Origin of the sequence: Herbidospora sp. NBRC 101105 (genome assembly GCF_030269205.1) — a bacterium.
In the GTDB taxonomy this organism is placed as follows: domain Bacteria; phylum Actinomycetota; class Actinomycetes; order Streptosporangiales; family Streptosporangiaceae; genus Herbidospora; species Herbidospora solisilvae.
The window spans coordinates 669,063-693,031 of the sequence record NZ_BSSX01000001.1; the positions used below are offsets into that span (position 1 = coordinate 669,063).

Below are 23,969 nucleotides of genomic sequence, written 5' to 3' on the forward strand. Positions count from 1 at the left end.
GCTCAGATCCCGTCGCGCAGCAGCGGGCAGCTCATGCAGCGCGGGCCGCCCCGGCCGCGGCCCAGTTCGCTGCCCCTGATCGTGACGACCTCGACGCCGCTGGCGCGCAGGAAGTTGTTCGTGGTCGTGTTGCGCTCGTAGCCGATGACCACGCCGGGTTCGACGGCCAGCACGTTGCAGCCGTCGTCCCACTGCTCGCGCTCGGCGGCGTGCACGTCCTGGGTCGGGGTCAGCACCCGGATGTCGTCGAGGCCGATGGCGCGGGCGATGGCGCGGTGCATGTCCTCGGGCGCGTGGTCGGTGACCTTCAGCTCCTTCTCGGTGTCGCCGGGTTCGATCGTGTACGACGGCAGCATGCCCAGCCCCGCGTACTTGGTGAACACCCCGACGTCCACGTTGGTCATCACCGTGTCGAGGTGCATGAACGCGCGCGCCTGCGGCAGCCGCAGGGCCACGATCACGGAGGCCGAACCGGCCGCGAACAGGTTCTTGGCGAGCATCTCGATCGCCTGCGGCTGGGTGCGCTCGCTCATCCCGACCAGCACGGCCCCCCGCCCGAGCACCAGGACGTCGCCGCCCTCGATCGTGGCGGGCGCCATGGACGTGCCGGGATACCAGACCCCGAACCGCTCCTCGGCGAACATCGGGTGGAAACGGTAGACCGCCTCCATGTTGACCGTCTCGCGGCGCCGGGCCCGTTTGCGCATGGCGTTGACCGAGACGCCGTCGTAGATCCAGCACGACGTGTCGCGCGTGTAGAGGTGGTTGGGCAGCGGCGGCAGGACGAAGTCGTCGAGGTCGAGGGAGTGGAAGAACAGCGACTTGGGGTCGCAGCCGAGGTCGAGGGCCTCGCGTCTGGTCAGCCCCCCGGTCAGGTGGGAGGCCAGGTCGGCGGCCGACAGGGAGTCGAGGGTGTTGCGGATCGCGTCGGCCGCCATCGGGCCGTAGAACCGCTCCTCCACGCTGCCGTCGAGGATGTGCTTGCGGGCCTCGGGGATCTCGGCGGTCTCGCGCAGCAGGTCGTGCAGCAGGGTGACCCGCACGCCGCGCTCGCGCAGGACCCGCTGGAACTCCTCGTGCTCCTCGACGGCCCGCGCGACCCAGAGCACGTCGTCGAAGAGCAGATCGGCCATGTTGGTGGGGGTGAGCCGCTTCAGCGCCAGGTCAGGGGCGTGCAGCAGCACGTGGTGCAGGCGCCCGACCTCGGAGGCGACGGTGAACGTCATGCTCGGCGACCTGCCCGGCACCAAATCTGGTCAAACGCTAGTTGATCGCCATAAGGGGCATCAAAAACGCGGTAATCAGCACGATTCCGGCCACGGCCATGGCGGGACGGCCGGTCATGAAGGCGGGGAGGATGGGGACCTCCCGCTCCGCGGGGGCGCCGCTGCCGTGTTCGGCGAGGTCCTGGGCGAGCTGGGGGTCGCTCCGGCGGAAGTGCCGCGCGATCTCGTCGAGAGCACGCCGCTCGGCCCGGGACAGCCTCATGTGATCTTCCTCCACTTGGGGAAACCGTGAAGGAAGTTTTAGCGTTGTTTGTCCGAAATGGCCAGCGCGATCACCCCGGCTCGCGGAAGGGGTGATCGCAGAGTCAGAACGACTCGACGGCGCGGCGGGCCTCGGCGTCGAGCACGCCCCAGGCGATGAACTCCTCCGTCAGCTCGGCCGGGGACCGGTCGTAGATGACGGCCAGGGAGCGCAGGTCCTCCTGGCGGATGCTCAGCACCTTGCCGTTGTAGTCACCACGCTGCGACTGGATCGTCTGCGCGTAGCGGGCAAGCGGGCCGGCCTTGTCCTTCGGCAACTGGCCAAGACGCTCAAGGTCGATCACGAGCTTCGGCGTGGGCAGCAGCGGGGAGGGCGCGGTGCCCCCGGGAAGCAGCTCGGACACCGGCACCCCGTAGAAATCGGCCAGTTCGGCGAGCTTCTGCACGGTCACCGCACGGTCGCCACGCTCGTAGGAGCCCACCACGACGGCCTTCCAGCGACCGCGGGACTTCTCCTCCACCCCGTGCAGCGACAACCCCTGCTGTGTTCGGATCGCGCGCAGCCGCGCGCCAAGCGACTTGGCGTAGTCAGACGGCATCGTTTGGGCCCCCGGCTTTCTATGTCTGTTCTTACTTGATTGTGTGCCCACGTCCCGTATGCCCGGTTCACCGGGTGCGGCACCTGGGGGCAGGTACCAACGGTGACCGTTGCGTCGGGTTTTACCCAGGAAGGTCGAGAGTTGTGGTTACGGACAGTGACGGTAAAGCCGTCACAGTCAAAGGTCAAGTCGATTGGGAAAAGATGGCGAAACCGTGCTCTCGGCGAGAACCGAGCATCCTTCGGATTTCGGGCGCTCCGTGCCGGTCGGCCTCCTACCTGCCATGGGACCCGTCCCTGCTGGCAGCGGTAGGGGGCCTGGTAGGGTTTCGGTGGCCAGACACCCTTTTAAGACCCGTCCCGTGAGGCGGGAAAGGCGGTGAACTTTCCGATGACGCATGCCCAAAATCAGGTCGCCAGGGCAGTGCTCGAAGGGCCGGACATCCACCGGGCCCTCACCCGGATAGCCCACGAGATCCTCGAACGGACCCGCGGCGCCTCCGACGTCGTCCTTCTCGGCATCCCCACCCGCGGCGCCACCCTCGCCCATCGCCTGGCCGAGCGCGTGGCCCAGTTCGAGGGCGTGAAGGTCCCGGTCGGCTCGATCGACATCACCATGTACCGCGACGACCTCCGCCTCGGCCCGGCCCGGCCCCTCGGGAAGACCGACGTCCCGGCCGGGGGGATCGACGGCCGGACCGTCGTCCTGGTCGACGACGTGCTCTTCTCCGGCCGTACGGTCAGGGCCGCCCTCGACGCGCTGGGCGACATCGGCCGCCCGAAGGCCGTGCAGCTCGCCACCCTGGTCGACCGGGGCCACCGCGAGCTGCCCATCCGCGCCGACTACGTCGGCAAGAACCTGCCGACCGCCAAGAGCGAGAAGGTCAAGGTCCTGCTCTCCGAGATCGACGGCCGCGACGCCGTCGAGCTGCTGAAGGGAGCCGACAGGTGAAGCACCTGATCTCCGCCGGAGACCTCTCCCGCGACGAGGCCCTGCTCATCCTCGACACCGCCGAGGAGCTGGCCCGCGTCTCCGAGCGCTCCATCAAGAAGCTGCCGACCCTGCGCGGCCGGACCGTCGTCAACCTCTTCTTCGAGGACTCCACCCGGACCCGGATCTCGTTCGAGGCCGCCGCCAAGCGCCTGTCGGCCGACGTGATCAACTTCTCGGCGAAGGGGTCGAGCGTGTCCAAGGGCGAGTCGCTCAAGGACACCGCGCTGACCCTGGAGGCCATGGGCGCCGACGCCGTGGTCATCCGCCACGGCGCCTCCGGCGCGCCCCACCGGCTCGCCAACTGGGTGCGCGGCAGCGTGCTGAACGCCGGCGACGGCACCCACGAGCACCCCACCCAGGCGCTCCTCGACGCCTTCTCGATGCGGCAGCGCCTGGGCCGCCTGGAGGGCCTCAAGGTCGCCATCGTGGGCGACGTCCTGCACAGCAGGGTCGCACGGTCCAACGTGCTGCTGCTGTCGACCCTCGGCGCCGAGGTGACCCTGGTCGCGCCGCCGACGCTGCTGCCGGTCTCGGTGGAGCGCTGGCCGTGCCAGGTGTCCTACGACCTCGACGCCGTCCTGCCCAAGGCCGACGTCGTGATGATGCTGCGCGTGCAGCTCGAACGCATGAACGCGGCCTACTTCCCCAGCGCGCGCGAGTACAGCCGCCGCTACGGCCTCGACCGCGACCGCTTCGCCAAGCTCCACGACGACGCGATCGTGATGCACCCCGGGCCGATGAACCGCGGCATGGAGATCTCCGCCGAGGTGGCCGACTCCCCCCGCTCGACCATCGTCGAGCAGGTCGGCAACGGGGTGACCGTGCGGATGGCCGCGCTCTACCTGCTCATCGGAGGCGAGAACCAGTGATCGTGATCAGGAACGCCCGCATCCTGGGCGGCGAGCCCCGCGACATCCTCATCGCGAACGGGCTGATCTCCGAGATCGGCGCCGGGCTCGGCGGCGACACCGTCATCGAGGCCGACGGGCTCATCGCCCTGCCGGGCCTCGTCGACCTCCACACCCACCTGCGCGAGCCCGGCCGCGAAGACGCCGAGACCGTCGAGACCGGCACCCGCGCCGCCGCCATGGGCGGCTTCACCGCCGTCCACGCGATGGCCAACACCTCGCCCGTCGCCGACACGGCCGGCGTGGTCGAGCAGGTCTGGCGGCGCGGCCAGGAGGCCGGCCACTGCGACGTCCACCCCGTCGGGGCGGTGACCAGCGGCCTGGAGGGCAAGCACCTGGCCGAGCTCGGCGCGATGGCCGACTCCCAGGCCCGCGTGCGGGTGTTCTCCGACGACGGCAAGTGCGTCAGCGACGCCGTGCTGATGCGCCGGGCGCTGGAATACGTGAAGGCCTTCGACGGGGTGGTGGCCCAGCACGCCCAGGAGCCGCGCCTGACCGAGGGCGCGCAGCTCAACGAGGGCGAGGTCTCGGGGCGGCTCGGGCTCACCGGATGGCCGGCGGTCGCCGAGGAGGCGATCATCGCGCGTGACTGCCTGCTGGCCGCCCACGTCGGGTCGCGGCTGCACGTCTGCCACGTGTCGACCGCGGGTTCGGTCGAGATCATCCGGTGGGCCAAGTCCAAGGGCTGGAACGTGACCGCCGAGGTCACCCCCCACCACCTGCTGCTGACCGACTCCTGCGCCGAGGCGTCGCCGGTCGGGCCGTACAACCCGATCTACAAGGTCAACCCGCCGCTGCGCACGCACGAGGACGTGACCGCCCTGCGCGAGGCCCTCGCCGACGGCACGATCGACTGCGTCGCGACCGACCACGCGCCCCACCCGGTTGAGGACAAGGAGACCGAGTGGGCCGCGGCGGCCATGGGCATGATCGGCCTGGAGACGGCGCTCAGCGTCGTCCAGGAGGCCATGGTCGAGACCGGCCTGCTCGACTGGGCCGGCGTCGCCGACCGCATGTCGGTCCGCCCCGCGCGCATCGGCCGCCTCTCGGGCCAGGGCCTGCCGCTCGAGGTGGGCGCGCCCGCGAACATCACCCTGTACGACCCGGCGGTCCGCACCCCGGTCGACCCGACGGCGATGGTGTCCCGCAGCCGCAACACGCCCTATGAGGGCCTCACCCTGCCGGGCCGCGTCGTCGCGACCCTCCTGCGGGGCCGCCCCACTGTTCTGGATGGGAAACTGGTATGACCGCGCTCTTGGTTCTGGAAGACGGCCGTGTCTTCGAGGGGGTGCCCTACGGCGCCGTCGGGGAGACGTTCGGGGAGATGGTCTTCAACACCGGCATGACCGGTTACCAGGAGACCCTCACCGACCCCTCCTACCACCGACAGATCGTCGCGATGACCGCGCCGCACATCGGAAACACCGGCGTCAACGACGAAGACCCCGAGTCGGGCCGCGTCTGGGTCGCCGGGTACGTCGTCCGCGAACCCGCCCGCGTCCACTCCAGCTGGCGCGCCAACCGGTCGCTCGACGACTACCTGCGTGAGCAGGGCGTGGTCGGGATCGCCATGCGCGGCACCCGCGCCCTCACCCGCCACCTGCGCGAGCGGGGCGCCATGCGGGCCGGCATCTTCTCGGGCGACGCGCTGCCCCCCGTACCGGACCTGGTCGAGAAGGTGCGGCGCAGCCCCGAGATGACCGGAGCCGACCTCGCGGCCGAGGTCGCGACGACCGAGGCCTACGTGGTCCCGGCGATCGGCGAGAAGCGGTTCACCGTCGCCGCCGTCGACCTCGGCATCAAGGGCATGACGCCCCACCGCATGGCCGAGCGCGGCTGCGAGGTGCACGTGCTCCCGGCCACGGCGACGGCCGAGGAGATCCTCGCCCTCGACCCCGACGGGGTGTTCTTCTCCAACGGGCCCGGCGACCCCGGGGCCGCCGACCACGCCGTCGCCGCGCTGCGGGGCGTGCTCGACGCCGGGAAGCCGTTCTTCGGCATCTGCTTCGGCAACCAGATCCTCGGCCGCGCGCTGGGGCTCGGGACCTACAAGCTCCGCTACGGCCACCGCGGCGTCAACCAGCCGGTCCAGGACCGGCGGACCGGCAAGGTCGAGATCAGCGCCCACAACCACGGCTTCGCCGTCGACGCCCCGCTCGACGGCCCCTTCGACACCCCCTACGGGCGGGCCGAAGTCAGCCACGTCAACCTGAACGACGACTGCGTCGAGGGCCTGCGGCTGCTCGACCGGCCGGTGTTCAGCGTGCAGTACCACCCCGAGGCGGCCGCCGGACCCCACGACGCGGCCTACCTGTTCGACGAGTTCTGTGAGGTCATGGGTGCCTAAGCGGACGGATATCCAGTCGATCATGGTGATCGGCTCCGGGCCGATCGTGATCGGGCAGGCCTGCGAGTTCGACTACTCGGGCACCCAGGCCTGCCGCGTGCTGCGCGCCGAGGGCTACCGGGTGATCCTGGTCAACTCCAACCCGGCCACGATCATGACCGACCCCGAGTTCGCCGACGCCACGTACGTCGAGCCGATCACCCCGGACATCATCGAGAAGATCATCGCGAAGGAGCGCCCCGACGCGCTGCTGCCCACCCTGGGCGGCCAGACCGCCCTCAACGCGGCCGTCGCCCTCCACGAGAGCGGCGTGCTGACCCGCTACGACGTCGAGCTCATCGGCGCCAACTTCGACGCCATCCAGGCCGGCGAGAACCGCGAGAAGTTCAAGACGATCGTCGCCAAGGTCGCCGAGGAACACGGTCTCAACGCCGAGTCGGCCCGCAGCGTCATCTGCCACACCATGGACGAGTGCCTGGCGGGCGCCGAGAAACTGGGCTACCCCGTGGTGGTCCGGCCGTCGTTCACGATGGGCGGCGCCGGGTCCGGGTTCGCCCACGACGAGGCCGACCTGCGGCGCATCGCGGGGGCCGGGCTCGACGCCTCGCCGACCACCGAGGTCCTTCTCGAGGAGTCGATCCTCGGCTGGAAGGAGTTCGAGCTGGAGGTGATGCGCGACCGGGCCGACAACGTCGTCATCGTCTGCTCCATCGAGAACATCGACCCGATGGGCGTGCACACCGGCGACTCGGTCACCGTCGCGCCCGCGATGACGCTGACCGACCGCGAATACCAGAACATGCGCGACGTCGCCATCGCGGTCATCCGCGAGGTCGGCGTCGACACCGGCGGCTGCAACATCCAGTTCGCCGTCGACCCCGCCACGGGCCGCATGATCGTCATCGAGATGAACCCGCGCGTCTCCCGGTCGTCGGCGCTGGCGTCCAAGGCCACCGGCTTCCCGATCGCCAAGATCGCCGCGAAGCTGGCCGTCGGCTACACGCTCGACGAGGTGCCCAACGACATCACCAAGGAGACCCCGGCCTCCTTCGAGCCGTCGCTCGACTACGTGGTCGTCAAGGTGCCGAGGTTCGCGTTCGAGAAGTTCGCCGGGGCCGACCAGACCCTCACCACCCACATGAAGTCGGTCGGCGAGGCGATGGCCATCGGCCGCTCCTTCCCCGAGGCGCTGCAGAAGGCGCTGCGCTCCCTGGAGAAGAAGGACTCCCAGTTCTCCTGGACGGGTCCCGTCGCCTCCAAGGAGTCCCTGATCGCCAAGATGCGGATCCCGCACGACGGCCGCCTGCGGACCATCCAGCAGGCCATCCGCGCCGGGGCCACGATCGAGGAGCTCCACGACGCCACCAAGGTCGACCCGTGGTTCCTCGACCAGCTCTTCCTGATCCACGAGGTCGCCGAGAGCATCACGGAGTTCGACGGGCCCACGCTGAAGAAGGCCAAGGAGCACGGCTTCTCCGACGTCCAGATCGGCGAGATCCTCGGCCTCGACGAGGTCCGGGTCCGCGACCTGCGGCACGCCCTCGGGCTGCGGCCGGTCTACAACACGGTCGACACCTGCGCGGCGGAGTTCGCGGCCAAGACCCCCTACCTCTACTCCACCTACGACGAGGAGACCGAGGTCCCGTCGGGCGACCGGCCCAAGGTGATCATCCTCGGGAGCGGGCCGAACCGCATCGGGCAGGGCATCGAGTTCGACTACGCGTGCGTGCACGCCTCCTTCGAGCTGGCCGCGGCCGGGTTCGAGACCGTCATGGTCAACTGCAACCCCGAGACCGTCTCGACCGACTACGACACCTCCGACCGGCTCTACTTCGAGCCGCTCACCCTGGAGGACGTGCTGGAGGTCGTGCACGCCGAGCAGGCCACCGGTCCCGTCGCGGGCGTCATCGTGCAGCTCGGCGGCCAGACCCCGCTGGGCCTGGCCCAGGCGCTCAAGGACGCCGGGGTGCCGGTCGTCGGCACGCCGCCCGAGAGCATCCACCTCGCCGAGGAGCGCGGCGCGTTCGGCCGGGTGCTGGCCGAGGCGGGCCTGCCCGCCCCGCGCCACGGCACCGCCCTGTCGGTGGACGAGGCCCGCACCATCGCCGAGGAGATCGGCTACCCGGTGCTCGTGCGGCCCAGCTACGTCCTGGGCGGCGCCGGCATGGCCATCGTGTACGACGACGACACGCTCACGACGTACATGGGCAAGGCCGCGACCGACCACCCGGTGCTCATCGACAAGTTCCTCGACGACGCCATCGAGATCGACGTCGACGCCCTGTACGACGGCGAGGAGCTCTACCTCGGCGGCGTCATGGAGCACATCGAGGAGGCCGGCATCCACTCCGGCGACTCGGCCTGCGCGCTGCCCCCGATCACCCTCGGGAGCTTCGACATCAAGCGCATCCGGACCGCCACCGAGGCCATCGCCCGCGGCGTGGGCGTGCGCGGCCTGCTGAACGTCCAGTACGCCATGGCGGCCAACGTCCTGTACGTCCTGGAGGCCAACCCCCGGGCCAGCCGGACCATCCCGTTCGTCTCCAAGGCCACCGCGGTGCCGCTGGCCAAGGCGGCGGCCCGGGTGATGATGGGCGCCACCATCGCCGGCCTGCGCGAGGAGGGCATGCTGCCCGCCTCCGGCGACGGCGGCACCCTGCCGATGGACTCGCCGATCGCGGTCAAGGAGGCGGTGCTGCCGTTCGACCGGTTCCGCGGCGTCGACATCGTGCTCGGCCCCGAGATGCGCTCGACCGGCGAGGTCATGGGCGTGGACGCCGGGTTCGGCTCGGCCTACGCCAAGTCGCAGCAGGCGGCCTACGGCGGCCTGCCCACCAAGGGCAGGGCGTTCGTGTCGGTCGCCAACAAGGACAAGCGGGCGATGATCTTCCCGGTCAAGGCGCTGGCCGAGCTCGGCTTCGAGATCCTGGCGACGGAGGGTACGGCCGAGGTGCTGCGCCGTAACGGCGTCCATGCCAAGATCGTGCGAAAGCAGAGCGACGGTCCGGGCGCCGACGGCGAGCCGACGATCGTGCGGCGCATCCTCGACGGGGAGGTGGACCTCATCGTGAACACGCCCTTCGGCAGCCCCGGCCAGTCGGGGCCGCGGCTCGACGGCTACGAGATCCGCACCGCCGCCGTGCTGCGCGGAATCGCCTGCATCACGACGGTCCAGGGTCTGGCCGCCGCGGTGCAGGGCATCCAGCACATCGTCCGCGGCGACGTGGGCGTGCGCTCGCTGCAGGAGCACGCTCAGCGCCTCAGGGGCTGACAAGGGAGTACGACGTGGCCGGGAGCCCGGTGCAGGTGACGGGGACGGTGCTGACCATGCGCCGGGTCGACGCCTACCACGCGCTGACCGTCGTCGCGCCGGGCATCGCCGACCGGTTCCGGCCCGGCCACTTCGTCACCGTCGCCGTGGGCGGGCCGCGCACCTCCACCCTCACCCGCCGGGCCTTCGCCGTGCACGACGTGAAGCCCGACTACGGCGGCACCGTCGAGCTGGTCTTCACCGTGCGCGGCGCGGGCACCGCCTGGCTGGCCGACCGGCGGGCCCGCGACCCGCTCGACCTCATCGGCCCGCTCGGGCGGCCCTTCCCGCTGCCGCGCGACCCGGCCACCTGCCTGCTGGTCGGCTCGGAGTACGGCGCCGCCGCGCTGTTCGCCCTGGCCGACGCGCTGCAGCAGCGCAACTGCCGGGTCGACTTCGTGCTGGGGGCCGCCTCCTCCGACCGCGTCTTCGGGGCCCTGCGCGCCCGCCGCATGGCCGAGACGGCGACCCTCACGACCCGCGACGGCTCCCTGGGTGTACGCGGGTCGGTGGTCGACGTGCTGCCCGGGGTGATCGCCGACACGCACGCCGACGTCGTCTACGCGTGCGGGCCGATGGCGACGCTCAGCGGCGTGACCGCCGTGTGCGCCGAGTTCGACATCCCCGTCCAGGTGAGCGTCGAGGAGCTGATGGCGTGCGGGATCGGGCTCTGCATGACCTGTACCGTTCCCGTGATCGGCGACGACGGCGTGACCCGCATGACCAGGGCGTGCGTCGACGGGCCGGTCTTCCGGGGCGAGCGGGTGCGGTTCGACGACGTCGGCACGATCCCCTTCGACGCCCACGGGGCGCCGGGAGGCGACCGTGCCCGCTGACATGCGCACCTACCTGGCGCACGTCGAGCTGCCCAACCCCATCCTGACCGCCTCCGGCTGCGCCGGGACCGGCCGCGAGCTGGCCCCCTTCGCCGACGTGACCCGTCTGGGGGCCCTGACGACCCGTACGATCACGATGGCGCCCCGGGCGGGTCGTCCCACCCCCCGCATGGCCGAGACGCCCTCAGGGCTTCTCAACGCCGTCGGGCTCCAGGGGCCGGGGGTCGACGTCTTCCTGGCCCGCGAGCTGCCCTGGCTGGCCGAGCGCGGCGCCCGGACCGTCGTGTCGATCGGCGGCGGCAGCGTCGCGGAGTTCTCCGCGCTGGCCCGCAGGCTCACCGACGCCCCCGGCGTGACCGCGCTGGAGGTCAACCTGTCGTGCCCCAACGTCGAGGACCGGGGCCGCGTCTTCGCCCGCGACCCCTCGGCGGCCGGCGAGGTCGTCTCGGCGGTCCGCACCGCCGCCCGCTACGACCTCCCGGTGATCGCCAAGCTCCAGCCGGACGTGGCCGACGTGGTGGCCATCGCCAAGGCGTGCGTCGACGGCGGCGCCGAGGCCCTCTCGATGATCAACAACCCGGTCGGCATGGCCATCGACGTCGACCGCATGCGCCCGGCCCTGGCCGCCGGCACCGGTGGCCTGTCCGGCCCCGCGATCCGGCCGCTGGCCGTCAAGTGCGTCTGGCAGGTGCACGCCGCCCTGCCCGGCACCCCCGTCATCGGCATGGGCGGCGTCACGAGCGGTCGCGACGCCCTTGAGCTGGTCCTGGCCGGAGCCTGCGCGGTCGCGGTGGGTACGGTCCTGTTCCACGACCCGTACGCCGGCCACCGCGTGCTCAGAGAGCTGGAGGAACTCCTCCAGGAGCGCGGGTTCGACCGGCTCGCCGACGCGGTGGGGCTGGCCCACCGCCCGTCCCACCGCACCGACCGTGAGGAGAGTTCCCCGTGACGCCCGCACCCATCGCCGTCGCCCTGGACGCGCCCGACCTGGAGACCGCGGCCCGCTGGGCGAGCCTGGTGACCCCCCACGTCTCGACCGTCAAGGTCGGCCTGGAGCTCTACCTCCGCTACGGGCCCGACGTGATCGCCTCCGTCCGGGGCGCCAGCGGCGTGCAGGTCTTCCTCGACCTGAAGCTCCACGACATCCCCAACACCGTGGCCGGCGCCACCAAGGCCGTCGCCCGGCTCAAGCCCGCCTTCCTGACCGTCCACGCGGGCGGCGGGGCCGCCATGATCCGCGCGGCCGTCGAGTCGGCCCCCCAGACGCGCATCGCGGCCGTCACGGTGCTCACCTCGCTGTCGGAGGCCGACCTGGCCGCCATCGGCCTCCAGGGGCCGCCTCAGGACGCCGTACGCCGCCTCGCCGCCCTCGCCGTGGGCGCGGGGGCCCAGGCGCTCGTGTGCTCGCCCATGGAGGTCGCGGCCGTCCGGGCCGAGGTGGGGGAGGGCATCACCCTCATCACCCCCGGGGTGCGCCCCACGGGCGCCGCCTCACAGGACCAGGCGCGCGTCGCGACCCCCGAGAGAGCGCTTGCCGACGGCGCCGACCTCCTCGTGATCGGGCGCCCGATCACCGGCTCGGCCGACCCCGGAGCGAGCGCCGCGGCCATCGCCGCGGCACTGAGGCGCACATCACTGTCCCGCCCCTGATGAGGCCGTTTTCGTCGACGGACAGTTAAATGGCGATTACTGGGCGTAGTTTATTTGGATTTCTTTGCTAGAAACAGGTCTTGACGTTGCCGGAAGGGGCAAGGACCAGCTAATTTCCCCTCTCGTCCGAGTACATCGACAGAAATTCGAGGTGACCCGGCGTGGCTCTTCCTCCCCTGACCCCCGAGCAGCGCGCCGCAGCACTTGAGAAGGCTGCGAAGGCCCGCAAGGAGCGTGCTGAGGTCAAGAACCGCCTCAAGCATGGCGCGGTGTCTCTTGCCGAGGTGCTCAAGGATGGGCAGACCGACGACGTCATCGGCAAGATGAAGGTCTCGGCTCTGCTTGAGTCGCTCCCTGGCGTGGGCAAGGTCCGCGCCAAGCAGCTGATGGAACGTCTTGGTATCGCCGAATCCCGCCGCGTGCGCGGACTTGGCGCCAACCAGCGCGCTTCTCTGGAGCGCGAATTCGGTGGCGCGGAAAGCTGAGGCGTACGCTTTCGGCCATCCCCCGGGATGGCCGGGGATCGCGTGACACCAGAGGGGCATTGAGTTGACCACGACGTCCTGGTCCGACGGCGGCACGGCTCACGAGGCCGAGGAAACCGGAGGGGACGGGGCGCGATACGGTGGCTCCATGCCTCTGACACGCCTGACGGTCCTGTCCGGGCCGTCCGGCGTCGGCAAGTCCACGGTCGTCGCCGAGCTCCGGCGGGCACACCCAGAGGTGTGGCTGTCGGTCTCGGTGACCACCCGGAAACCCCGCCCCGGGGAGACCCACGGGGTCGAATACTTCTTCGCCGACGACGCCGAGTTCGACCGGCTCATCGCCGACGGAGACCTGCTGGAGTGGGCCGAGTTCGCCGGCAACCGCTACGGCACCCCCCGCGTCGCCGTCGAGGAACGCCTCGCCAAGGGTGAGCCCACCCTGCTCGAGATCGACCTCCAGGGCGCGCGCCAGGTCCGGGCCAGCATGCCCGAGGCCCTGCTCGTCTTCCTCGCCCCGCCGACGTGGGAAGAGCTCGAACGCCGCCTGCGCGGGCGCGGCACCGAACCGCCCGACGTGATCGCCCGCCGCCTTGAGGCCGGGCGGGTCGAGATGGCGGCCGAGAAAGAATTCGACCTGACCCTTGTCAACACGTCGGTGCAAGAGGTATGTCGGCGGCTGATAGATTTGATGGCCGACGATCCGACTAGCTAGGGGACCCCTACTGTGACCACCAGCTCCGCCTACGCCGAGGGCATCACCAACCCGTCGATCGACTCGCTGCTCGACGTGGTCGACAGCAAGTACAGCCTGGTCATCATGGGCGCCAAGCGCGCGCGTCAGATCAACGCCTACTACTCCCAGCTCGGCGAGGGCCTGCTTGAATACGTCGGCCCGCTGGTCGAGACCCACGCCCAGGAGAAGCCGCTGTCGATCGCGCTGCGCGAGGTCTCCGAGGGCCTGCTGACGTCGGAGCCGATCGAAGGCGCTGTGTAATCTGCGCATGCTCCGCATGCGCGGGCTCGGGCGCTTTTAGCCCGTGTCTTCCCTCGTCGCTCCGGTTCGCTTCGCTCTCCTGCGCTCCTCAGTCCAGACCCGGGCGCGCCCGAGCGGGCACCATATGACTTGGGCTTGTTGGTTGCCCTGGATGTTCTGTGTGGCCTGGGGGATGAACACTTCGTTCACCTCCGGGCCTTTTCGTTTGGTCGTGTACGTCTGGTCTCCTGCCTGAGGGATTGGGTCACTCTTCTGCGTGCGGGTTGGGCCTCGCCGAGGGTGTTGTCGGGTCGGCGTTGACCGCGCTGGTGTGCTGCATGGCGGGTGGAGCGGCCGTCTGTCTGCTTGGTTTCCCGTGTCGGGGGATCGTGTGCTTCCTGTGTGGCCAGGCGGGAGCATGTCGGCATCGATTCGTCTGCTTGGTTTGTTTGTGCGCGTGTTGCTTCGCTGGTCTGCGGCAAGGTGGGACGAGCACGGCAGTAAGGGTTCACTCGCTTGGTTCCCGTAGGGCGTGTTGCTTGGGTGCTCTGTGGTGTGGCGGGTGAGCGTCTCGGCGTCGGTTCGTCTGCTTTGTTTCCTTGTGCGCGAGCATCCGCGTTGCTTCGCTGGTCTGCGATGTGGCGTGGTCCGGCAGCGGTCGCGTCGCCTCGCTGAGCTGGTCGATCGCGGGCAGGTGGCCCGTTCGGCCGAGATTCACCGGCTTCGCCGACGCCGGCCCGGCCGCGATCATCAGGCCGTCTTCCCGAAGTAGGCGGCGCGGTGTCGGCAGCAGGTGGGCACGCGGGTGAGGGTTGGGCGTGTTCGCACTGGTTCATCCGACTGGCCTTCTTGCGAGGGTGGCGCGTTGCTTCGACGGGTTGGAAGGCCGGCTGAGTCGTGCTCGGGTCGAAGGTGGCGGGCGAATGCTTCGCGATAGGGGAAGCGCGGGGGCGGTTCGGTTTTTGTTTTGCTCGTTGCGGCGGGGGGTTGGTGCGGTGGTTGGCGTTGGGGGCGGTGGGGGGTCTCGGCGGCGCGGAGTGCCGGGGTGGGCGGAGCCGTAACGGAATGGAATGGGGTTCTGGGCCGGAGTGGCGAGTTGGCCGAATGCTCTGGGGGGTGGCCGGAATGGCGCGGGTGGGGTCGGTAGGGTTTCTCTGTGGCGAATCGGGTGGTGTTGGGGGTTTCCGCGGGGATCGCGGTCTATAAGGCGTGTGAGCTTCTTCGGTTGTTTACCGAATCGGGGCATTCTGTCCGTGTTGTGCCTACGCGGGATGCTTTGCGGTTTGTGGGGGAGCCGACGTGGGCGGCGCTTTCCGGGAATCCCGTTTCGGCTGAGGTGTGGGATTCCGTGGAGGAGGTCCCGCATGTGCGGATCGGGCAGAGTGCCGATCTGCTCGTCGTGGCGCCCGCGACCGCCGACATCCTCGCCAAGGCCGCCCATGGGCTGGCCTCCGATCTGCTGACCAACACGCTGCTGACGGCGCGGTGTCCCGTCGTGTTCGCGCCCGCGATGCACACCGAGATGTGGGAGCACCCCGCCACCCAGGCCAACGTCGCGACCCTCCGGGCGCGGGGGGCCGTCGTGATCGAGCCCGCCGTCGGGCGGCTGACCGGGGCCGACTCCGGGAAGGGGCGGCTGCCCGATCCGGCGGCGATCTTCCAGGTCTGCCGCGAGGTGCTCGCCGGAACCGTTCCCGATCTCGCGGGGCGGCGGGTGGTCGTCTCCGCCGGAGGGACCCGGGAGGCCATCGACCCGGTGCGGTTCATCGGGAACCGGTCGTCCGGGATGCAGGGGTACGCGCTGGCGCGGGTCGCGGCCGCGCGGGGGGCCGCGGTCACGCTCGTGGCGGCCAACGTGTCGCTGCCCGACCCGGCCGGGGTGGACGTGGTCCGGGTCGAGTCGGCATTGCAGCTCAGGGACGCCGTGATCGACGCCGTGGCCGACGCCGACGCGGTGGTCATGGCGGCGGCCGTGGCGGACTTCCGGCCGGTCGCGCCCAGTCGTACGAAGATCAAGAAGACCGGCGACGAGCCCGAGGCCATTCATCTCACCAAGAACCCGGACATCCTGGCGGAGCTCGGAGAGCGGCGGCGGGCGGGGGAGAAGTCGCCCTCGGTGATCGTCGGGTTCGCGGCCGAGACCGACGACGTGCTGGCCAACGGGCAGGCCAAGCTCGCGCGGAAGGGCTGTGACCTGCTCGTCGTCAACCAGGTGGGGGAGAATCTCGCCTTCGGGACGCCCGACAACGCCGCGACCGTCCTGGTGGCGGGGGGCGAGCCGGTCGAGATCCCGCGCGGGCCCAAGGACGACCTCGCCCGGGTCGTCTGGGATCTGATCGCGGCACGGCTGGTGTAACGCACCGGTTCGCGGGACAAAGAGGGAATGGGGCCCATAAAAGGCTCGTTTGGCCCTTGAAGGAGATGGCCATGCCCGTGTCCGCCGCGATCCGGGAACGCTGCCGCGCCCTGCTCCCGCCGGGCGAGGACCTGCGCTACGTCTTCCCGGCCCACGCCGACGGCGACGGCTATCTCGTCGTGGTGACCGACCGGTCGATCACGGTCCTGGCCACCAAGGTGTTCGGCCGCCACGAACCAGCGTCGGTGTGGGCCCGCCATCCGCGGCGCACCCGGCTCGGTCCGGTCGCCTTCTCGCCGGGTCCCGTCATCGAGCTCGGCGGCGTGTCGTTCGAGGTCGCCGACGAGTACGTCGCCGTCGTCGGGGCGGCCGACGCCGAGGCGTTCGCGCCGGGGGACCTGCCGAGGGATCCGCTACCCGACTTGTGACATGAGACGGTTTCGCGGGGGTGACGGTCGTCCGGCTACACTCAGCGAAGCCATTTAGCCGTCAGCAGCCGCTGCATGAGGAGCCACGAGTTGTCCCGTCGCCTGTTCACCTCCGAGTCGGTCACCGAGGGCCACCCCGACAAGATCGCCGACCAGATCAGTGACGCGATCCTCGACGCCATGCTCAAGGACGACCCCAAGAGCCGTGTCGCCGTCGAGACGATGATCACCACCGGCCAGGTCCACGTCGCCGGTGAGGTGACGACGGAAACCTACGTCGACATTCCCGGCGTCATCCGCGAGAAGATCCTCGAGATCGGCTACGACGCCTCCCACAAGGGATTCGACGGCGCCTCCTGCGGCGTCTCGGTCTCCATCGGCGCCCAGTCGCCCGACATCGCGCAGGGCGTCGACGACGCCATCGAGCACCGCGAGGAGCAGCAGGCCGACGACCTCGACCGCCAGGGCGCGGGCGACCAGGGCCTCATGTTCGGGTACGCCTGCCGCGAGACCCCCGAGCTGATGCCGCTGCCGATCACGCTCGCCCACCGCATGGCCCGCCGCCTGTCCGAGGTCCGCAAGAACGGCACCGTGCCCTACCTGCGCCCCGACGGCAAAACCCAGGTCACGATCGAGTACGACGGCGACAAGCCGGTCCGCCTCGACACGGTCGTCGTGTCCACCCAGCACGCTCCGGAGATCGACCTCAAGGAGATGCTGACCCCCGACATCCGCGAGCACGTCGTCGAGCCGGTCCTGGCCGACCTCGACATCGTGGTCGAGGGCTACCGCCTCCTGGTCAACCCGACCGGCCGCTTCGAGATCGGCGGCCCCATGGGCGACGCCGGCCTCACCGGCCGCAAGATCATCGTCGACACCTACGGCGGCATGGCCCGCCACGGCGGCGGCGCCTTCTCGGGCAAGGACCCGTCGAAGGTCGACCGCTCCGCCGCCTACGCCATGCGCTGGGTCGCCAAGAACATCGTCGCCGCCGGCCTCGCCGACCGCGCCGAGGTCCAGGTCGCGTACGCCATCGGCAAGGCCCAGCCCGTCGGTGTGTTCGTCGAGACCTTCGGCACCGAGACCGTCGAGATCGCCGCCATCCAGGCCGCCGTGCTCCAGGTGTTCGACCTGCGCCCGGCCGCGATCATCCGCGACCTCGACCTGCTCCGCCCGATCTACTCCGAGACCGCCGCCTACGGCCACTTCGGCCGCGACGGCTTCTCCTGGGAGTCGACCGACCGCGCCGGCGCGCTGCGCGCCGCCGCCGGTCTGTAGTTTTCCCCAGATCCCCGGGCTCCGGCCCGGGGATCTTTTGGTTGCTGCTAGGACTTGGGCCTTGTGAGCGAGGGTTCGCAGGAGGCGCTGATCGCGCTTCCCTCCGACGCGACCTCCCCGGGAGCCCGAGGGAGGGCCGCAGGCGCGCCCGCACCCGCTGACCTTCTACCGGTCGCACGGGTCGTGGTCGACAACCCGCTGCCGCACCTCGACCGGCCCTTCGACTACCTCGTGCCCGCCTCCCTCGACGACGTCGCCCTGCCCGGGGTTCGGGTCCGGGTACGGTTCGCGGGAAAACTGACCGATGCCTTCCTGCTGGAGCGGGTGGAGTCCAGTGAGCATCAGGGGGCGCTGCTCTTCCTCGACCGGGTGATCTCGCCGGAGCGGGTGCTGACGGCGGAGATCGCCGCTCTGGCGCGGGCGGTGGCCGACCGGTATGCGGGGACGTTGTCCGACGTGCTGCGGCTGGCGATCCCGCCCCGGCACGCGCGGGCGGAGGCGGGGCGTGAGTCGGCGGCCGCGGGTGGGCGGCGCGGGGCCGGGGTGACCGTGCGGCTGGGGGATGCCGCGGTGTCTTCCGAACGGGCGGGTGCCGGCGTTTCGGGTGGCGGCCTCTCCTTGCCTGGTGCGGTGTCTTCGGGCCGGGCGGGTGCTGACGTTTCGGGTGGCGGCCTCTCCTCGCCTGGTGCGGTGTCTTCGGGCGGGGCGGGTGCTGACGTTGCGGCTGGCGGCGGCGGGTCCTTGCCTGGTGCGGGGATGCCGGGGGGCGCAGGGAGAACGGGGTTCTCTGGGTCTGAGGGTGGCGAGTCCTTGCCCGGGGCCGAGATGTCGGGTGGCGTGGGGAGTGCGGGGTTCTCTGGGCCTGGGGCGTCTGATGCCGAGGTTGACCCGAACGCAGATCCCGAAATATCGGGTGGCTTGGGGGTTACCTCAGGGCTGGGCGCAGATCCGGAAATGTCGGGCGGAGTGGGGGACACAGGGTTTCCCGGCGCTGGCGCATACGGTGGCGATGTTCCTGGTGGTATGGATGCCGGATCCCCGCCGGGATTCGGTGCGGATACCGACATTTCGGGTGGCGTGGGGAGTGCGGGGTTCTCTGGGGCTGGGGCGTCTGATGCCGAGGTCGAGCCGAGCGCAGATCCCGAAATGTCGGGTGGCTTGGATGGGGTAGCCCTCTCCGGATCAGGGACGCTTCGCGGGCTTCCGGATGGCATGGATGCCCGGGCCGAGCTGGGGGCAGATGCCGAAATTTCGGGTGATGGGGGGAAGGCGACGCCCTCTCAAGTCGGGGCATCCCTTGTCGAGCAAGCCGAGGGCTCCCGTGTTGAAGGCGGGTCGGCATCCGGAGCGGGTCACGAAGTTTCGGGCGGTGTAGCGACCGGTGCAGATCCCGAAATGGCCGACAAGGTGGGACCTGGGGATCTCGCTGGGTCTGTGGTGCGCCATGCAGGCGGCGGTCCCGGGTGGAGGGCGGATCCCGAAATTTTGGGACATGGGACAGCGGCGGAGGCCGCTCCGGGCCCCGTCCAGGAGTCGGGTGGTCTCGTCAGTGACTACTGGGGCGCCTATTCCGCCGGGCTCTCGTTTCTCGCCGGGCTCCGGGACGGCCGGCCGGTGCGGGCCGTCTGGACCGCGCTGCCGGGCGGGCCGCCGACCTGGCCCGGGGCGGTCGCCGAAGCCGTTCGGCAGACCGTCGCGGCCGGCCGTGGGGTCGTCGTGGTCGTCCCCGACGGGAAGGACGTCGCGCTCGTGGGCGCCGCGCTCCAGGACACCCCCCACGTCACCATCACCGCTGACCTAGGGCCCGCCGAGCGGTATCGGCGGTGGCTCAGGGTGTTGCGGGGTGAGGTCACGGTCGCCGTGGGGAACCGGGCGACGGCGTTCGCGCCCGTGCGGGACCTGGGGCTCGCGGTGCTCTGGGACGACGGCGACGACCTGCACTCCGAGCGGCTGGCGCCCTACCCGCACGCCCGGGAGGTCCTGGCCACCCGGGTTCACGCGGCGGGTGCGGCGATGCTCATCGGAGGCTACGCGCGGACCGCGGAAGGGACGCGGCTCATCGCCACCGGGTGGGCCAAACCGCTGACCGCCGCCCGTGAGGAGGTCAGGCGGTGGGCGCCCCGGGTCCGGCCCGCCGGAGACGACGCCGAGCTCGGGCGGGACCAGGCGGCGAGGGCCGCCCGGTTGCCCAGTGTCGCGTGGCGGGCGCTCAAGGCGGGGCTGGAACGGGGGCCGGTGCTCGTCCAGGTGCCGAGGCGGGGGTATCTCCCTGCGCTGAACTGCCAGAACTGCCGGACCCGGGCGCGGTGCACGAACTGCTCCGGGCCGCTGGCGCTGACGAACGGGCACGCGGCGCCCTACTGCCGCTGGTGCGGCCGGATCGCCGGCGACTGGCGCTGCCACAACTGCGGGTCCCCGCGCCTGCGAGCGGCCGTCGTGGGGGCGCGCAGGACGGCCGAGGAGCTGGGGCGGGCCTTTCCGTCCACCAGGGTCACGACGTCGGGGCGGGACGGGGTGCTCGCGTCGGTGCCGGGCACGGCGGCGCTCGTGGTGGCCACGCCGGGGGCCGAGCCCGTCGCGGAGGGCGGCTACGCGGCCGCGGCGCTGCTCGACGGGTGGGCCATGCTGAGCAGGCCCGACCTCAGGGCCGCCGAGGAGGCGCTCCGGCGGTGGCTCAACGCCGCGGCGCTGGTGCGGCCGGGCGGGGAGGTGGTCGTGCTCGCCGACGGGCAGGCGCCGGTCACCCAGGCGCTCGTCCGGTGGGATCCGGTCACGCACGCCGAACGTGAACTCCGCGACCGGGCCGAGCTCGGGTTCCCGCCGGTCACCCATGTCGCCACGCTCACCGGGTCGCCCGCCGCGATCAGGGAGATGCTGGGGATCGCCGCGCTTCCCGAGGGCGTGGAGGTGCTGGGGCCGGTGCCGGTGGGGCGTACCGGCGAGGAGCGGGCGGTGCTGCGGGCGCCCAAGGCCCGGGGGGCCGAGCTGGCCAGGGTCCTCAAGGGCGCCGCGGGGGTCCGGTCGGCGCGGAAGGCCGCCGAGGTGGTCCGGGTGGACATCGATCCCCTCGACCTGTTGTGACCTGCCGCTCACCGGCTGTCGCTCCTGATGGGGGCGCTGACCGAGGCCCCGGGGCGAGGTTCGGCCGCCCCGCTCGGCCAAGCCGGGGTTCGAAAGGGGCCGTCCCAAAAGGGGCCCGGGTGGCCATGGGCCCGTCGTCCGCCGGGGTCTCCGAGGTGGTCAGGGTGGGGATCGGGGTGGTTGATCTGCTGTGACCTGATCTAGGGGCGAGGGCGTCGATTCGCGATGCGGTCAGTAACCCGTTAGCGTCTCCCTGTGTCGATCGAATGGGTGAACCGGGCCATCGACGGCCTGCGTGTGTGGGGGCACGAGAACGGCGTCACGCCCGATGCCGATGAGGTCAGGCTGCTGTGCGACTACGCCAGTGACTACCTGGAGGTCGCCGCGCCGGGGGATTTCCGGCCCGCCACTTTCGAGGAACTGCTGCTGGAGATCTACCCGCGCAAGGTGATCACCCCGCCCGACAGCGCGCCGGGAACCGTCGCGGCCGCCCACTCGCTCGTCGACTTCCTGGCCGCCACCGGTGCGGTCGACGGCACGACCGCCGCCGAGATGCGGGCCACGCTCGACCGGGTGGGGCCGCTGATGCCGGCCGCGCTGGCCGACTCGTCCAAGTTCGGCATGGCGAAGAGCATCTTCAGCGTCATCGGCGCCGACACCTTCGAGCTCATCGAGCCGGGGGTCGACGACGCCGCGCCGCGGCTCGGGCAGGGGCGCAGCCTCACCCTCGACGAAGACTGCGACTGTCCCGGCTGCGCGCCGCTTCCGTCGGTGCGGCTGGCCGCGCCGGGCGAGGTCGCCAAGATGGTGCGCGAGGTGCCGCTGCTGCGCGACGCCCACACCGTCGTGGCCTGGATGGTCGAGCGCGGCGCCACCGCGACCACCCGCAAGGCGCTCAGGGTCAAAGACGCCAAGGAGCTCGCGGGGCGGGGGGTGGCCCGGCCGTCGGTCGCCTGGGGGCTCGCGCTGGAGCTCGGGCTCGCCGAGCTCGACGGCGTCCAGGTGAGCGCCGAGGCGGGGTTCCGGGCCCTTGAGGAGCGGGCCGACGAAGACGTGCTCGACCTCTGGGTGGGGCTGGTGGAGTTCCTGGGCGAGGACCGCGGCGAGGTCACCGGGTCGGCGGTGGTCGACAAGGAGGTCTACGCCATCCACGACCTGCTCTACCGGCTCCAGGTCCCGGTCCCGGTCGAGGCCGTGGGCGACTACCTGAGCGAGGTGGCCGACGACGGGCCGGTGGGCGACCTGACCGAGGCCCTCGAAGGGCTCGTCGCCGCGGGCACCGTCGCCGTCACCGACGAGGGTCTGGTGCTGACCCCTCACGGAATGTGGGGGATCCGGGAGATGTACGCCGAACTCGGCCTCGACGCCCCCATCGCGCCCGACCTGGCCGAGGGCGACGCGAGCGGGCTCATCGCGGGGCTGCTGTCCGACGGGATCACACCCGAGGCGGCCGAGCCCGACATCGTGCGGTGGCTGGGCGCCCGGTCCCCGGCGGAGGCCGCCGGGGAGCTGCTCGAAGCGGTCGTCGGCGCGCCGGCCGAGGTGCGTGGGGTGGCCGTCACGATCGTCGACCGGCTGGGGTTCGAGGCCGAGCCCGCCGTCCGGCGCTACCTGTCCGACCCGGAACTGCGGCCCCACGTCATCCACTGGTTGTCGGCCCGTCGCCTGGGGGCGCCGCCGCTGACCGAGGACGAGATGCTCTGGGTCAGCGTCGACATGCTCGCCCTGGCGATCCCGGCCGCCGAGGCCGATCCCCAGTCGTTCGCCGAGAACATGGCCGCCTCCGGGCCGTCGCCCGAGGTGATCGAGGACATGTGGAAGGTGGAGCACCCCGACGTCGTGCAGGTGCTCGAACTGCTCGGCCACACCCTGCCCGACCGCAACGCCGCCAAGGCCGCCAGGAAGGCCGCCTTCAAGGCTCGTTCGCGGGGTATCAGGTGACCAGTGTGGAGTAAGTTGCAGGAATGCCAGGTTCAGCGATCCTCGACAGCGACGTGCTCACCTTCCCGCCGGTCGAGCTGGCGCTCGACGACGAGCTCGCCGCTCAGGTGCGGGCGGTCCCCCTGGTACGCGACGCGGCCCGCCTCGCCGCCTGGACCGGCACCCGCCCCGTCGCCGACGATCACGTTCTCCGGCCCGACGACGCCGCCCGGGCCGTCCACGACCTCGGCCTGAGGGCCGACCGCCTGCGGCTGCTCTGGATCGTGGCGGTCAACGGCCGCCTCGTCGAGATCACCCCCGAGGGCGCCCGGCCGGGGCCGGGGGTGCGCGACACCATGGAGTTCTGGGACGGCGTCGTCATGGACGTGCTCGACCGGACCGACGAGCAGGGGCTGACCGGCTCGGCCGTCGTCGACGAGCACCTGACCGAGATCCTGGCCACGATGTACTCGGTGCGCGAGGGCATGGCGTTGCCGCTGCTCACCACCGGCATCCTGCAGGCCCACGAGGTCGGCTGCGAGGCCGGGCTCCAGGAGCTGCGGCGGCTGCGCCTGGCCCTGCCCGACGAGCTGGCCGCGGCGATGGAGCTGCTGGCCTACTGCGGGCTGATCGAGTCGGCGGGCGCCGACTCGGTGCGGCTCACCCCGATCGGCGTCTGGGCGGTCCGCCGCGACCTGCTGCGTGAGGGCCACGACGCCCCCTCGCTGAGCGAGATCGAGGGCCTGGCCCTGCTGACCGCCGGCGAGCTCATCGACGCGCTGATCGCCGGGAAGGCGTCGGCGAGCGCGGCGAGCCTGTGGCTGGAGCGGCGGGCCCCCGAGGAGGCCGCCCGCGACCTGATCAAGATCGCCGCGACCGGCAACGCCGCCCAGCGCGGCACCGCCGGCACCATCCTGGAGGAGCTGGGCCCGGAGGCCGCCCCGGCCGTGCGTGAGGCGCTCGACGAGCCGCTGATGTGGCGCTACGCCGCCGCCTGGCTGGGCGTGCGCGACTTCGACGCCCCGGCGCTCGGCGAGGCCGACGGCGCCTGGGTGGCCGTCGACACCCTGGCCGCCCTGCTCTACCTCGGCGCCCCGGCCAAGGGCGGCGACCTCGACGTGCTCGGCGACGACCTGCTCAGCCTGGTGCCCGTCATGGGCGCGGCCGACCACCCCGACGCGCTGGCCGTGCTGGAGCTGCTCGGCAAGAACCATCCCGACGTCGTGGTCGCCAAGGCCGCGCGCAAGGCGGCGATGAAGACCCGGTCGCGCTGAGACCGCCCTTAAACTTGGCTGATCCCTAGTCCAAGGAGCCTTCT

Annotated in this window: 20 protein-coding genes and 1 pseudogene; 18 read left to right on the forward strand and 3 right to left on the reverse strand. The window is 71.3% G+C overall.

What is annotated here, in order from left to right:
* Positions 1–2 precede the first annotated feature (2 nt).
* From QSK34_RS03085 to bldD, 3 genes are all read right to left on the reverse strand, one after another.
* The gene (locus tag QSK34_RS03085; protein WP_285579635.1) at positions 3–1,226 is read right to left on the reverse strand and encodes an arginine deiminase; all 1,224 of its coding nucleotides are present in this window, start codon (positions 1,224–1,226) and stop codon (positions 3–5) included.
* A 37-nt stretch (positions 1,227–1,263) separates the two neighbouring features.
* Positions 1,264–1,488: a DUF3040 domain-containing protein gene (locus QSK34_RS03090; RefSeq protein WP_285579637.1), complete on the reverse strand. Its 225-nt coding sequence runs from the start codon at positions 1,486–1,488 to the stop codon at positions 1,264–1,266.
* A 103-nt stretch (positions 1,489–1,591) separates the two neighbouring features.
* Positions 1,592–2,086 carry a transcriptional regulator BldD gene (bldD, locus tag QSK34_RS03095; protein ID WP_030450384.1) on the reverse strand — a complete coding sequence of 165 codons (495 nt, stop codon included), beginning with the start codon at positions 2,084–2,086 and terminating at the stop codon, positions 1,592–1,594.
* A 390-nt stretch (positions 2,087–2,476) separates the two neighbouring features.
* On the opposite strand from bldD, the gene pyrR reads away from it, so the two are divergent.
* The 18 genes and pseudogenes from pyrR to QSK34_RS03185 all read left to right on the forward strand — a co-directional run bounded on the left by pyrR (position 2,477) and on the right by QSK34_RS03185 (position 23,925).
* On the forward strand, positions 2,477–3,037 hold the full coding sequence (gene pyrR / locus QSK34_RS03100) for a bifunctional pyr operon transcriptional regulator/uracil phosphoribosyltransferase PyrR (RefSeq protein WP_030450383.1): 561 nt from the start codon (positions 2,477–2,479) through the stop codon (positions 3,035–3,037).
* Positions 3,034–3,948 (forward strand): aspartate carbamoyltransferase catalytic subunit, encoded by a 915-nt coding sequence (locus tag QSK34_RS03105; RefSeq protein ID WP_161480110.1) that lies wholly within the window; start codon positions 3,034–3,036, stop codon positions 3,946–3,948. Before pyrR ends, QSK34_RS03105 begins: the two co-directional genes overlap by 4 nt.
* On the forward strand, positions 3,945–5,234 hold the full coding sequence (locus tag QSK34_RS03110; protein ID WP_285579640.1) for a dihydroorotase: 1,290 nt from the start codon (positions 3,945–3,947) through the stop codon (positions 5,232–5,234). Before QSK34_RS03105 ends, QSK34_RS03110 begins: the two co-directional genes overlap by 4 nt.
* Positions 5,231–6,334 (forward strand): glutamine-hydrolyzing carbamoyl-phosphate synthase small subunit, encoded by a 1,104-nt coding sequence (gene carA / locus QSK34_RS03115; RefSeq protein ID WP_285579641.1) that lies wholly within the window; start codon positions 5,231–5,233, stop codon positions 6,332–6,334. The genes QSK34_RS03110 and carA overlap by 4 nt, the downstream gene beginning before the upstream one ends.
* Complete coding sequence (gene carB, locus QSK34_RS03120; RefSeq protein ID WP_285579642.1) at positions 6,327–9,605, forward strand: carbamoyl-phosphate synthase large subunit; 3,279 nt, start codon at positions 6,327–6,329, stop codon at positions 9,603–9,605. Before carA ends, carB begins: the two co-directional genes overlap by 8 nt.
* Before the next feature lie 56 nt (positions 9,606–9,661).
* A complete protein-coding gene (locus tag QSK34_RS03125) occupies positions 9,662–10,480 on the forward strand; it encodes a dihydroorotate dehydrogenase electron transfer subunit (RefSeq protein WP_285582012.1) in 819 nt (272 codons plus the stop codon).
* A complete protein-coding gene (locus QSK34_RS03130; RefSeq protein ID WP_285579645.1) occupies positions 10,470–11,429 on the forward strand; it encodes a dihydroorotate dehydrogenase in 960 nt (319 codons plus the stop codon). The genes QSK34_RS03125 and QSK34_RS03130 overlap by 11 nt, the downstream gene beginning before the upstream one ends.
* A complete protein-coding gene (pyrF, locus tag QSK34_RS03135; RefSeq protein WP_285579647.1) occupies positions 11,426–12,130 on the forward strand; it encodes an orotidine-5'-phosphate decarboxylase in 705 nt (234 codons plus the stop codon). Before QSK34_RS03130 ends, pyrF begins: the two co-directional genes overlap by 4 nt.
* 161 nt (positions 12,131–12,291) lie before the next feature.
* The gene (mihF, locus tag QSK34_RS03140) at positions 12,292–12,615 is read left to right on the forward strand and encodes an integration host factor, actinobacterial type (RefSeq protein ID WP_030450375.1); all 324 of its coding nucleotides are present in this window, start codon (positions 12,292–12,294) and stop codon (positions 12,613–12,615) included.
* Between the two features lie 148 nt (positions 12,616–12,763).
* Complete coding sequence (gmk, locus tag QSK34_RS03145; RefSeq protein ID WP_161480105.1) at positions 12,764–13,327, forward strand: guanylate kinase; 564 nt, start codon at positions 12,764–12,766, stop codon at positions 13,325–13,327.
* Between the two features lie 12 nt (positions 13,328–13,339).
* A complete protein-coding gene (gene rpoZ / locus QSK34_RS03150; protein WP_030450373.1) occupies positions 13,340–13,609 on the forward strand; it encodes a DNA-directed RNA polymerase subunit omega in 270 nt (89 codons plus the stop codon).
* A 1,135-nt stretch (positions 13,610–14,744) separates the two neighbouring features.
* Positions 14,745–15,944 carry a bifunctional phosphopantothenoylcysteine decarboxylase/phosphopantothenate--cysteine ligase CoaBC gene (gene coaBC / locus QSK34_RS03155; RefSeq protein ID WP_285579668.1) on the forward strand — a complete coding sequence of 400 codons (1,200 nt, stop codon included), beginning with the start codon at positions 14,745–14,747 and terminating at the stop codon, positions 15,942–15,944.
* Positions 15,945–16,015: 71 nt separating this feature from the next.
* On the forward strand, positions 16,016–16,372 hold the full coding sequence (locus QSK34_RS03160) for a hypothetical protein (RefSeq protein WP_285579669.1): 357 nt from the start codon (positions 16,016–16,018) through the stop codon (positions 16,370–16,372).
* Positions 16,373–16,462: 90 nt separating this feature from the next.
* Positions 16,463–17,650 (forward strand): methionine adenosyltransferase, encoded by a 1,188-nt coding sequence (gene metK / locus QSK34_RS03165; RefSeq protein ID WP_030450370.1) that lies wholly within the window; start codon positions 16,463–16,465, stop codon positions 17,648–17,650.
* A 183-nt stretch (positions 17,651–17,833) separates the two neighbouring features.
* Positions 17,834–18,115, forward strand: a pseudogene (locus QSK34_RS03170) (primosomal protein N' family DNA-binding protein); the annotation flags it as partial.
* A gap of 681 nt (positions 18,116–18,796) precedes the next feature.
* Complete coding sequence (locus tag QSK34_RS03175; protein WP_502875398.1) at positions 18,797–20,731, forward strand: primosome assembly protein PriA; 1,935 nt, start codon at positions 18,797–18,799, stop codon at positions 20,729–20,731.
* A gap of 255 nt (positions 20,732–20,986) precedes the next feature.
* The gene (locus tag QSK34_RS03180; protein ID WP_285579670.1) at positions 20,987–22,672 is read left to right on the forward strand and encodes a hypothetical protein; all 1,686 of its coding nucleotides are present in this window, start codon (positions 20,987–20,989) and stop codon (positions 22,670–22,672) included.
* Positions 22,673–22,695: 23 nt separating this feature from the next.
* On the forward strand, positions 22,696–23,925 hold the full coding sequence (locus QSK34_RS03185; RefSeq protein WP_285579671.1) for a hypothetical protein: 1,230 nt from the start codon (positions 22,696–22,698) through the stop codon (positions 23,923–23,925).
* Positions 23,926–23,969: the final 44 nt, after the last annotated feature.